This window comes from Flavobacterium sp. 9AF, from assembly GCF_902506265.1.
Classification (GTDB): domain Bacteria; phylum Bacteroidota; class Bacteroidia; order Flavobacteriales; family Flavobacteriaceae; genus Flavobacterium.
Genome location: NZ_LR733556.1, coordinates 482714 through 495244 on the forward strand (window position 1 = coordinate 482714; position 12531 = coordinate 495244).

The 12531-nt window shown below is 29.8% G+C and carries 12 protein-coding genes; 10 read left to right on the top strand and 2 right to left on the bottom strand.

Translation table 11 applies throughout. From position 1 onward, the window contains the following. Window positions 1-27: 27 nt before the first annotated feature. The gene (locus tag HALO113_RS02410) at window positions 28-855 is read left to right on the top strand and encodes a lysophospholipid acyltransferase family protein (RefSeq protein ID WP_370519372.1); all 828 of its coding nucleotides are present in this window, start codon (window positions 28-30) and stop codon (window positions 853-855) included. A gap of 2 nt (window positions 856-857) precedes the next feature. Further along, entirely contained in the window at window positions 858-1439 is a 582-nt protein-coding gene (locus tag HALO113_RS02415; RefSeq protein WP_159777504.1) for a non-canonical purine NTP diphosphatase, read from the top strand. Here HALO113_RS02415 and HALO113_RS02420 read toward each other — a convergent pair. Continuing rightward, window positions 1411-2022 (bottom strand): trimeric intracellular cation channel family protein, encoded by a 612-nt coding sequence (locus HALO113_RS02420; RefSeq protein ID WP_159777505.1) that lies wholly within the window; start codon window positions 2020-2022, stop codon window positions 1411-1413. The genes HALO113_RS02415 and HALO113_RS02420 overlap by 29 nt on opposite strands. Window positions 2023-2222: 200 nt before the next feature. Between HALO113_RS02420 and HALO113_RS02425 the strand changes: the two genes are divergently transcribed. From HALO113_RS02425 to HALO113_RS02440, 4 genes are all read left to right on the top strand, one after another. Beyond that, window positions 2223-4067 (top strand): DEAD/DEAH box helicase, encoded by a 1845-nt coding sequence (locus HALO113_RS02425; protein ID WP_159777506.1) that lies wholly within the window; start codon window positions 2223-2225, stop codon window positions 4065-4067. Between the two features lie 89 nt (window positions 4068-4156). Then, window positions 4157-4930, top strand: coding sequence for a carboxypeptidase-like regulatory domain-containing protein (locus tag HALO113_RS02430; RefSeq protein WP_159777507.1), 774 nt, complete (start codon window positions 4157-4159; stop codon window positions 4928-4930). 429 nt (window positions 4931-5359) lie between these two features. Continuing rightward, window positions 5360-5797 (top strand): hypothetical protein, encoded by a 438-nt coding sequence (locus HALO113_RS02435; RefSeq protein ID WP_159777508.1) that lies wholly within the window; start codon window positions 5360-5362, stop codon window positions 5795-5797. Window positions 5798-5822: 25 nt separating this feature from the next. Then, window positions 5823-7394 (top strand): carboxylesterase family protein, encoded by a 1572-nt coding sequence (locus HALO113_RS02440; protein WP_159777509.1) that lies wholly within the window; start codon window positions 5823-5825, stop codon window positions 7392-7394. A 62-nt stretch (window positions 7395-7456) separates the two neighbouring features. Here the strand turns inward: HALO113_RS02440 and HALO113_RS02445 are convergent, their stop codons facing one another. Further along, complete coding sequence (locus tag HALO113_RS02445) at window positions 7457-8113, bottom strand: RNA methyltransferase (protein WP_159777510.1); 657 nt, start codon at window positions 8111-8113, stop codon at window positions 7457-7459. A 264-nt stretch (window positions 8114-8377) separates the two neighbouring features. On the opposite strand from HALO113_RS02445, the gene HALO113_RS02450 reads away from it, so the two are divergent. The 4 genes from HALO113_RS02450 (at window position 8378) to HALO113_RS02465 (ending at window position 12455) form a co-directional block, all read left to right on the top strand. Continuing rightward, a complete protein-coding gene (locus tag HALO113_RS02450) occupies window positions 8378-8908 on the top strand; it encodes an RNA polymerase sigma factor (protein WP_159777511.1) in 531 nt (176 codons plus the stop codon). Continuing rightward, window positions 8901-9683, top strand: coding sequence for an anti-sigma factor domain-containing protein (locus HALO113_RS02455; protein ID WP_159777512.1), 783 nt, complete (start codon window positions 8901-8903; stop codon window positions 9681-9683). Before HALO113_RS02450 ends, HALO113_RS02455 begins: the two co-directional genes overlap by 8 nt. A gap of 171 nt (window positions 9684-9854) precedes the next feature. Then, window positions 9855-11201, top strand: a complete 1347-nt coding sequence (purB, locus tag HALO113_RS02460) for an adenylosuccinate lyase (protein ID WP_159777513.1) — start codon at window positions 9855-9857, stop codon at window positions 11199-11201. A gap of 183 nt (window positions 11202-11384) precedes the next feature. After that, window positions 11385-12455 carry a serine hydrolase gene (locus HALO113_RS02465; protein WP_159777514.1) on the top strand — a complete coding sequence of 357 codons (1071 nt, stop codon included), beginning with the start codon at window positions 11385-11387 and terminating at the stop codon, window positions 12453-12455. The last annotated feature ends 76 nt before the right edge of the window (window positions 12456-12531 follow it).

A 12531-nucleotide genomic window follows, 5' to 3' on the forward strand; every position in this document is an offset into this window, starting at 1 on the left:
ATATTACTCTACCCTATTCTGTTTTTAATTTCTATTCTTCCATTCAAAGTATTTTATATATTCTCAGATATTATTTGCTTTATAATCTATAGAATTATTGGATACAGAAAAAAGGTTGTCCGTAGTAATATTGCTCTAGCTCTTCCACATTTATCAAAAAAGGAAAGATTAATCATAGAGAAAAAATTCTACTCACATATGTGCGATATGTTTCTAGAAATGATAAAAACCATGTCTATTTCAAAAAAAGAAATTCAAAAAAGGTTTAAAATCACTAATTTAGATGTATATCTCGAACTTGAGAAAAAAGATAAAAGTATTGCACTACTTTGCTCTCACTATGCTAGTTATGAATGGGTGATATCTATGAATTATTATATCCACTATAAAGGTTATGGTATTTACAAAAAAATTGCAAATAAACATTTCGACAAATTAGTACATAAAATACGCTCAAAGTTTAAAGCAAACCTCATTACTACTAAAGAAACCATTAAAGTTATCGAAGAGAATCAAAGAAATGGAATATTAGGCATTTATGGTTTTGCCAGTGATCAATCTCCTAAATCGTATATCAAATCCCACTGGTATCAATTTATGGGAATAGAAACACCTATACATGTAGGAGCTGAACTTTTAGCTAAACGATTAGACATGAATGTTATTTTTTTAAAAGTAAGAAAAGTGAAAAGAGGTTTTTACGAAGCTTCATTAGAAATTATGACAGAGAATGCAAAATCTATACCTAATTACGAAATATCTGAAGCTTTTATAAGAAAAGTGGAAGAACAAATTTATGAAGCTCCAGAATATTACTTATGGACACATAAAAGATGGAAACATAAAAAAGAATAGATATGAAACTAGTATTTGCATCAAATAATAAAAATAAAATAGCTGAAATTCAACAAATGATACCATCTGGAATAACAATTCTTAGCCTGGAAGATATTGGTTGCTTAGTTGATATTCCTGAAACAGCTAAAACTATTGAAGGAAACGCTATTTTAAAAGCAAATTATGTTAGTGAAAATTTTGGTTATAACTGTTTCGCAGACGATACAGGCTTAGAAGTTGAAGCATTAGAAGGAGCACCAGGTGTCTATTCAGCAAGGTATGCAGGAGAGCATAAAAGCAACGAAGATAATATGAATAAACTTTTAGAAGAACTCCTTTTTTCTGCTAATAGAAATGCCCAATTCAAAACTGTTATAGCTTTAAACATCGACAACACACAACACCTATTCACAGGAATTGCTTCAGGAAAAATTATTACAGAAAAAAAAGGAGATAAAGGTTTTGGTTATGATCCAATTTTCCAACCAAATGAACTAAATAAAACATTTGCAGAACTAAGTATGGAAGAAAAAAGCAAATACAGTCATAGAGCCAAAGCCATAAAACAATTACTTACTTTTTTACAAAAAAATTACCAGTAGGCAAACTCCAATTCATCTTAAATGAAATTATTCTACTAATAATGATAAAAACACATGTAATCATATAAATCATATCTAATCTCATGTTCAAATCTATTAAAAGAAAAAACAACATACCTCCTAATATACTTAAGGTTGCATAAATTTCTTTTCGAAATAACACTGGAATCTCATTACACAAAATATCTCTTATTACACCTCCAAACGTTGCCGTTAATGCCCCTAAAACAACACAAATAACAGGATGCAATTCATGTTGAATGCCTTTTTGAATACCCATTAAAGTAAAAACACCAAAACCAATTGTATCAAAAAGGAATAAAGACAACCTCAGTCTTTCTAAATAATTATTAAATAATATAGATAATAAAAAACCAATAAAAATAATAACCAGATATTTTAGATCCAGCATCCAACCTACAGGTGTATTACCTATTAAAATATCTCTTAATGTTCCTCCTCCCAATGCAGTTACAAAAGCAATACAGTAAACTCCAAACAAATCTAATTTTTTATAAATTGCCGTTAAAGCACCAGAAATAGCAAATACAAGAGTCCCTATTACATCTATAATTTCAATCATATATAATTTAACTTCAGATAAATATTATTAATTGCAAAATTATCTAATAATGATGCAATTCTATTGGTAAAAACTATAAAAAAAGACTTTTTTAAAATAACAAACTTATCAAAAAAACACAATTGTTTGAAAATCAATCAAAAACAAATTAGTTTATCCAATTAATTAAATATACCTTTGCACCCAATTTAAAATATTTTATGAATAAATTTGAACAATTAGGTCTAAACGAATCGCTTCTGCTCGCGATTAAAGACCTTGGATTTGAGAATCCATCGGAAGTACAGGAAAAAGCGATTCCCCTATTATTGGAAAAAGACACAGACATTGTAGCTTTAGCTCAAACCGGAACGGGCAAAACAGCTGCATTTGGTTTTCCGCTTATTCAAAAAATTGATGCTGAAAATAGAGACACACAAGCATTAATTTTATCGCCTACAAGAGAGTTATGTCTTCAAATTACAAATGAGATTAAGCTATACTCTAAATACATTAAAGGATTAAACACTGTTGCCATTTATGGTGGTGCCAGTATTACTGAACAAGCTAACCAAATTAGAAGAGGTGCACAAATCATAGTTGCTACTCCTGGAAGAATGCAGGACATGATTAATCGAAGTATGGTTAATATTAAAAATATTAATTACTGCGTACTTGATGAAGCGGATGAAATGTTAAATATGGGATTCTATGAAGATATTACCTCAATTTTATCAGATACGCCAAAAGAAAAGAGTACTTGGTTATTCTCTGCCACAATGCCACAAGAAGTTGCGCGTATTGCAAAAGAATTCATGAGAAAACCTTTAGAAATCACTGTTGGTCACAAAAACTCAGGTAATGAGAATGTTTCTCACGAATTTTACTTAGTAAGTGCACGTGATCGTTATGAAGCCTTAAAACGTTTAGCTGATGCTAACCCTGATATTTTTTCAGTAGTATTTTGTAGAACCAAAAGAGATACACAAGCAGTAGCTGAAAAATTAATCGAAGACGGTTATAGTGCTGCAGCATTACACGGAGATTTATCACAAGCGCAAAGAGATGCTGTAATGAAATCGTTCAGAGGAAGACAAATTCAAATGCTTGTAGCAACCGATGTAGCAGCGAGAGGAATTGATGTAGATGATGTAACTCACGTTATTAACTATCAATTACCGGATGAAGTAGAAACATATACCCATCGTTCAGGTAGAACAGGACGTGCAGGAAAATCAGGAACCTCTTTAGTAATTATTACCAAAAGTGAATTGCGCAAGATTTCTCAAATAGAGCGCATTATTAAAACAAAGTTTGAAGAAAAACCAATTCCTTCAGGAATAGAAATTTGTCAAATTCAGTTATTTCATTTAGCAAATCGAATTAAAGATGTGGAGGTCGATCATGAAATTGATGCCTATTTACCTGCAATTGAAGAAGTTTTAAAAGATATTCCTAAAGAAGAATTAATTAAAAAAATGGTTTCTGTAGAGTTTAATCGTTTTATTAATTATTATAAAAAGTCTAAGGATATTACTTCAGAAGGAAATAACAGAAGAGAAACTGGTGTAATTCCTACAGATGGTGCGGTTCGTTTCTTTATCAACATTGGTTCAAGAGACAATTTTGATTGGATGACTTTGAAAGATTTCTTAAGAGACACTTTAGATTTAGGACGTGATGATGTATTTAAAGTAGATGTTAAAGAAGGTTTTTCATTTTTCAACACAGATGCTTCTTTAGCTCCAAAAGTAATGGAAGTTCTTAACGCATTTAGTTTACAAGGTAGAAAAATTAATGTTGAAATCTCTAAAAATGAAGGAGGATCAAACTCTAGAAGAAGAGATCACAACGGGCGTGGAGGAGACAAACGTTCCAGTGGAAACTTTAGAGGAGGAGACAGAAATAGAGAAGAAAGACGTTATGGAGGAAACGAAAGAAAATCTAGCGATCGTAAATTTGAATCAAAAAAATCAGGTGACGGAGACAGAAGAGGTAGAAGAAATGATAGCGGAAATTCTAACGGTTTCTTTGAAAAAGCAAAACGTTCAAGAAGAAGTAACTAAAAACCCATTTCGTTAATTTTCTTATAAATTAACAATAAGACTGTAAATTATCTCTTTATGATTCGTATTTTTGAATCAATATTTAAACCATGAGATATTTTACAGTCTTTTTATTTATTATCCTGTCACATAACCTAATTGGCCAGACAGATACTTTAACAACAACTATACAAGGAACTGTTGTACATAGTCAAACAAAATTGCCTATGAATAATGTACACGTTATTAATACTACAAAAGTTACTGGAACAATTACAGATGGTAATGGTTTTTTTGAGTTAGTAGCAAAAGCAAATGATACACTTCTTTTTTCCTATTTAGGTTTTGAAACAATCAAAGTGAAAGTGACTCACGATTGGGTAAAAAATAAAACTTCAAAAGTTTCTCTTACAGAAAAAGCTTATGCATTAGAAGAAGTAGTTATTTCTAAATATAACCTCACTGGATATGTAGAAGTTGACACCAAATTAATCCCCGTTTCAGAAAGTGACTACCGTTATAGTATTTCAGGTTTAGACGCAGGTTATGAAGCTGGAAGTAAATCACCTAGTGCAGTTACAAAAGTTTTAGGCGCCATTTTTAATCCTGCTGATTTCTTATATAATGCTTTTGGTAAACGTCCTAAACAAATGCGTAAACTCAAGGAAATGAAAAAAGATGATACCGTAAGAGAGTTGTTAGCCACTAAATTTGATAGAGAAACATTAGCTGCCTTATTAGAAATTGATAAAGACGATATTCCATTAATTCTTCAAAATTGTAATTATTCACAATACTTTATTAAAACTGCTAACGATTTACAAATCTTGGAAGCAATTAGTTCTTGTTATGAAGAATATAAGATTCTGAAAAAGAATAAATAAACCATTTTCATTTTTATAAATAATTGTTACAAAAGTCATAATCTTTTAAATTGTATTAAAAATTTAAGATTGTTTCAACTTTATATCAATTAAAGATGAATTATTTTTAGATTCGGAAATAGAAGATTCAACTGAATTAAATAAATTTTAAAGTCAAAAAACAAAACTTTTCGAATACATTCTTATTTCGGAATATTTCATAAGCTAAGAATAAAAATTAAATAGGAATTTTGTAAATATCTTTTATTAAATAAATAGTATCATAATAAATCTATATTACTTCTTTTAATTAAATCCTAAACTTTAACAAAAAATACATTTTATATGTACGCATAATATCTTCTGTTTTAATACTTTAGTAAAATAATTATCTATTTTTTCAGAAAATAATAATTATGACAAACTATCAACATTAACAAACTCTGTATTATGCAAAAAAAACTACATTTTCTATTGTTCTTAGGAATGATAGTATTTGGGACTAATACTTATTCCCAAGAAGAAAAAAACTTTTCACAAGAAGAATTACACATTTTTGTAAAAATTTACAATTACCAATTGAATCATCCTTTTGATTTAATCGATTCGATGCAAAAAGCATTTGAAAAAACAACCCTGTCAAAAGAAAGAATGACAACTTTACTCCAAGCTCAATTTGCAGGAAATGAAGTGGAACTAACTTTATCAGAAAAGAATGAATTAGAAAAAATTAAAGTTGCAATGGAAAAAGATTATGCTTTATATAAAACTAATTTCAATTCGTTTATTACTCTAAATAAAATGAACCCTACTAGGTATTTAGAGATTGAAAAATATTTTCATTCTAATCATGATTTTCAAAATAAAGTAGCCTATTTATATCAATAAGTCATTTCTAATTAAATTTTTTAAAATGAAAAAATATATATTCTCAATTTGTGGAGTACTATGCCTTGTACTTACAAGTTTAGGTCAATCATTGCCTAATCGCTACTTACAAAATGTTTTCAATACTATTCAAACCAATAAAGATGTTGTATTTAGCACAAATATTCCTACTGTAAAATCTTTCAATCTCTTCGGAAATTTCTTAGCTTATGAAGATACATACGGACAAGTATCAACTACTTTAAAAATGAATATTTATATACCTAAAAATGATACGCTTACTAGAAGACCTGTTATTATATTTGCTTTCGGAGGTGGATTTGTAAATGGTAGTAGAAACGAAGCAAGCATGGTTAAATTATGTGAAACTTTTGCTAAGAAAGGGTTCGTAACTGCTAGTATAGACTATCGCTTAGGCATGAATATTGGAGATGAAGAATTATCTAAAAGAGCTGTGTACAGAGCTTTACAAGATGGCAGATCAGCTGTGCGTTTCTTTCGAAAAAATGCTTCACTTTATGGTATTGACCCTAATCAAATTTATATTTCTGGTCATAGTGCAGGTGCATTTCTAGCTTATCAAGCGGTTTATTTAGATAAGGACTCAGAAAGACCAACTTCTACTAGAAATTATTTTGGCCGACCCGATTTAGGTGCTTTAGATGCCATTGGTGATAATAAGACTTATGCAAACGGAAACTTAGTTAGCGGCGCAGCAAATGGTGTAATGGGATTTGCTGGTGCAATTGGAGATTTAAATTATATTGAAAATTCTAATGATACACCTGGAATTTATTTTCATAGTTCAAATGACAGCACAGTACCTTTTAATTGCGGTGAACCTTTTTCTTATATAAGTTGGCTACCAGGATTAAATTTACCTACTGTCTATGGAAGTAATTTAATGAACAAAAGAGCAAATCAAACAAATACAATACATTCTTTTTATTCTTATTCAAATCGTGGTCATAATGTACATTTTGATGGGACTAATTTATATTCAGACATTAGTATAAATGGATCACAATTTTTTTATGATAACTTTTTAAAACCTAATGTAACTACCATAAATGGTTATAGTTCAATTTGTAGCACTTGTTTAACACAAGATTATTATCTACCAGGAAATGCTTTTTATTACGATTGGCAAATTACAGGTGGAACTTTTACAAATGTAAATCCATATAGTAATATTGTTACTGTTAACTGGGATGCTAGTGCTGTTATTAAAACAATTAGTGTAACTCCTTACAGTAGGCAATTAGCAAAAGTGCCCACTCTAGAGCTTGAAGTTGCAATAAATTCTAGAGGTTTTGCAAAAAACGATACACAATTACAAAAATCCGACAATACCCTTTTGTTCCCAAATCCATTTAATGAAGACCTAGAGTTAAACATTACAAGTACATATAGAGGAAATATTGAACTTTTAATTTACGACCTCACTGGACGTCTTATTACAGATAGAAAAATAATTAAATCAGAAGAAAACATAACTGAAAACATAGGAAATGACTTTAAAAATTCAGGCTTATATATCATTCAAATAAATACTGATAAAATGGAGCCCACAATTTATAAAGTATTAAAACAATAATTTAAGTAGTTAGTTTTGATTAATGAGGCTTGCTGATTCTATATTAGCAGGTCTCTCTTTACTTAAATAGTATCATAAAATTTATTTTCAATAAATTCAATATCTTTAATCGATTTTCTGGTCCAATCTAATCTCTTTTCAAGTATTTCCATTTCTGTTAATTTCCAATCTATATTTGAATTTCTTAATCTATTGGTTATATCTTGAATTATAATTGCAGCTGAAACAGAAATATTAAGGCTTTCTGTAAATCCAACCATAGGAATCTTTAAAAAACCATCTGCTTCTTTTATAACTTCCTCAGACAAACCCGCTCTTTCAGTTCCAAAAAAGACAGCTGATTTTTTAGTAATATCAAAATCATGAAGCAGGCAAGAATCATTATGAGGAGTTGCAGCAATAATTTGATACCCTTTCTCTTTTAAATTATGAATGCAAGAATGAATAGTTGAAAAACGATTTACATCTACCCATTTTTGTGCCCCCATAGCAATTTCTTTATCGATTCTTTTTCCAAATCGTTGTTCAATTACATGCAATTCTTGAATACCAAAAACTTCACAGCTTCTCATAACTGCGCTAGTATTATGCAATTGATAAACATCTTCCATGGCAACCGTAAAATGCCTTGTTCTATATTTTAAAATTTCAATAAAACGTTGCTTCCTGTTTTCTGAAATAAACCCTTCTAAATATTCTAATAATGCTAAATCTTTCATTGAGGCCAAATTTAACAAAGCCAAGCATAAATTAAAAATTATAACAAATTATTATTTAATTTTCTCATTTTTTTGATGTAGCCAATTAATAAAAACTATTCAGTAAGGCATTTAAAAATTGAATATTTAAAAGAAAGGACTTCTTCAGTTACCTTATATAAAACATTACTACTTGTTAATAATAAAAAATATAATTATTTACATAAAAGTTTGATTTTAAAAATGATGTTTTTTTGGTATATTAGCCATAACTTAAAAAATTCTATGGAACAAGAAATATTAGTAAAAGAATTACTTAGTAAAAGTGATCGATCGTTTACCTTGTTATATGACAATTATTCAAAAAGTTTGTATGCTGTAATCTATAATTTAATCAAAAACCGAGAAGAAGCGGAAGATGTGCTTCAAGAAGTTTTTGTAAAAATCTGGAATAATATTGAATCTTATAACGAGTCTAAAGGTAGACTTTATACATGGATGCTTAATATAGCTCGAAATACAACAATCGATAAGTTACGTTCAAAAGGGTATAATAATAGTCAAAAAAACCAATCTGCTGAGAACTTCGTATATCTATTTGAAGATAATTCGAAGATTGTTAACAGAATAGATGCCATTGGAATTAGTCGGTTTATAAAAAAATTAAAGCCGAAGTGTATTCAAATCATTGAATTATTATTTTTTCAAGGATACACACAACAAGAAGCATCTGAAGAATTAGAAATCCCATTAGGAACTGTAAAAACGCAAAATAGAAATTGCATGAACGAATTAAGAACAATGATCAATGAATAGTAGAGAATTAATAGAATCTGGCACATTAGAACTCTTTGTCTTTGGAAAATTAACAGAAGAAGAAAACAAAAATGTAATAGATATGGCAAAAAAACACCCTGAAGTTCAGGAAGAAATTATTGCCATTGAAAATGCTGTTATTAATCTTTCTCAAAGTGTATCACCTCACTTATCAGCTAGTAATTACGAAAAAATTAGACAACGTATCTTAGCTAGAAAAGATGTCATAACAATGAATAAAAAATCATCATGGTCAAGCTATGTAGGTTGGGCAGCTGCAGCCATATTTGTAATTGGTTTTGGTTTCCAATACTTCAAACTAAATGAATCTCAAACCGCGATTGACAAATTATCAAATGAAAAGAGTAGTATGCAAAAATCGATTGTCAATTTAGAATTTGAAAAACAAGAAGCTGAAACCGTATTAGCTGTTGTAAGAGATAACAATAATATTCAGGTTGCTCTTGGTGGTCAAACGGTAGCGCCTACATCTTATGCCAAAGCCTATTATAACAGAGAAACAAAAGAAGTTTATATAGACGCTTCTGGCTTACCAACTCCACCAGAAGGAAAAGTATATCAAGTATGGGGTTTAAAATTAGAGCCTTTAACACCCAAAAGCATTGGTTTATTAGAAAACTTCACAGCAAACAATACCAAACTTTTTAAAGTAGATAAAGCGGAAGATGCTGAAGCCTTTGGAATTACACTAGAACCTGCTGGAGGTAGTGAAAGCCCTACTTTAGAACAATTATATACTTTAGGAAAAGTATAGAAAAACGACATTTACTTGAAAAAGCGTCTTTCTGACGCTTTTCTTTTTAATACATAGTCTATTTCATCTACATTTCTACAGAAAAAAGTTATAAAAAATTATACATACATAACTCATAACTTACAACTTATAGCTATTTTTGCACTTTGTTAAAAACAACACAACTACAACATGTCACATTTATCAGAATTAAATGCTATTTCTCCTATTGATGGAAGATATAGAAACAAAACACAAAATTTAGCCCCATATTTTTCAGAAGAAGCACTTATTAAATACCGAGTTCTTATAGAAGTAGAATATTTCATTGCTTTATGTGAACTGCCTTTACCACAATTAACTAGTATTGATGCCAAAGTTTTTGTTCCCTTGAGAGAAATGTATACTAATTTTTCTACCGAGGATGCACTTTGGATAAAAGAAACAGAAAAAACAACCAACCATGATGTTAAAGCAGTAGAATACTTCATTAAAAGTAAATTTGATGCTTTAGGATTAGAACAATACAAAGAATTTATCCATTTTGGATTAACTTCTCAAGATATCAACAACACAGCTATTCCGCTTTCAACTAAAGAAGCATTTGAAAATGTCTATTTACCAACATTAATTGCAGTTATTCAAAAACTAAAAGAATTAAGTGTAGAATGGGCAAACGTACCCATGTTAGCTAGAACTCATGGACAACCTGCTTCACCTACTCGCTTAGGAAAAGAAATTTTAGTATTTGTAGAACGACTTGAAGAACAAATGCGTTTGTTATTCAACGTTCCATTTGCTGCAAAATTTGGCGGCGCAACTGGTAATTATAACGCACACAAGGTAGCTTACCCAAGCATCGATTGGAAACAATTTGGAACCGATTTTGTAGAAAACAGTCTGGGTTTACATCACTCCTTTCCTACTACACAAATTGAACATTACGATCATTTTGCTGCTTTCTTTGATGCTTTAAAAAGAATCAATACTATTTTAATTGATTTGGATAGAGACATTTGGACGTATGTTTCTATGGATTATTTCAAACAAAAAATAAAAGCTGGTGAAATAGGTTCTTCTGCTATGCCACATAAAGTAAACCCAATTGACTTTGAAAATAGTGAAGGAAATTTAGGGATTGCTAATGCTATTTTTGAACATCTTTCGGCTAAACTACCTATCTCAAGATTACAACGTGATTTAACAGACAGTACAGTGTTACGAAATGTGGGTGTCCCTTTTGGACATACAATAATCGCTTTTGAAGCTACCTTAAAAGGATTGAACAAATTATTGCTAAATGAAACTAAATTTGAAGAAGATTTAGAAAAAAATTGGGCGGTTGTGGCCGAAGCTATTCAAACGATATTGAGACGCGAGGGTTATCCTAATCCTTATGAAGCATTAAAAGAATTAACAAGAACAAATACAATTATTAATAAAGAAGCCATTCATAATTTTATTTTTACTTTAAATGTTTCAGATACGATAAAAGAAGAACTGAAACAGATAACACCTAGCAACTATTTAGGAATATAATATAATTTAATTCTTATACTCATATATCGAGTTGCTATTTTTGAAGTATCACCCTTTTTAAATAATAAATTAAACAGGACCAAAAATTATATATTTTTTTGGTCTTGTTTATTATTTTTCATATTTATTTAAACCTTTTCATTATTTTTAAGTCTTATTGAATAACTAATAGAATTTAAAAACATGAAAACTAAAATTTTACTTTCAATATTTACTTTAGCCTTACTATTTACAAATTGTAGTTCAGATGATACCACTACTCCTAATGAAGAAGAGATATATTTTCCTCCTATCAATTCAAATACTTGGGAAACAAAATCATTAGAAAATTTAGGATGGAATAGCAATGCAGTACCCGCATTATTAGACTATTTAGAACAAAAGCACAGCAAATCATTTATGATTTTAATAAATGGAAGAATTGTTATGGAAGAGTATTTCAACGGACATACCGCAACAAGTACATGGCAATGGAATAGTGCAGGTAAAACATTAGTAGGTACAACTACTGGAATTGCTGAGCAAGAAGGCTTTTTATCAATAAATAATAAAGTTTCAAATTATATTGGTACAGGATGGACAAGTGAAACAATTGAAAAAGAAAATTTAATTACCAATAAACATTTGCTAACCATGACTTCTGGTTTAAGTGATACAAATAATTTAGTTACAACTGCCAACCTCACTTATGTAGCAGATGCTGGATCTAGATGGTCTTATCACAATGTATTTCAGAAACTAATGGATGTCGTAGAAGATGCGAGTGGGCAAACATTTGAAACTTATTTTGAAAATAAACTTAAAAATAAAATTGGTATGGATGGCTTTTGGAATAATGGGGTAATTTTTAGAATTTATCACAGTAATACAAGAAGTATGGCTCGATTTGGTTTACTTGCACTCAACAATGGAAAATGGGAAAATGAGCAAATTATTAATACTACATTCTTTAATGCCAGTACAACTACCTCACAAAATATTAATCCCTCCTACGGTTACTTTTGGTGGCTCAATGGCAAAAGTAGCTTTATGGTGCCTGGAGAGCAAACCGTCTTTCCAGGTAAATTAGTTCCTAATGCTCCTGATGAAATGTATGCAGCTATGGGTGCAGAAGATCAAAGAATCTATGTAATTCCTAGTAAAAAAATGGTTATCATAAGAATGGGAGACGCATCTGATCCATTAAATCCATCCTTTGCCGTATCTGGTTTTGATAATGCTTTGTGGGAAAAAATTAATGCTGTCATCAATTAAAAATTTACAATGAATTTATAAAGTTAGACTTAAAAATAAAACCCTTAAACATACAAATCCATTAGTATCTTCTAAT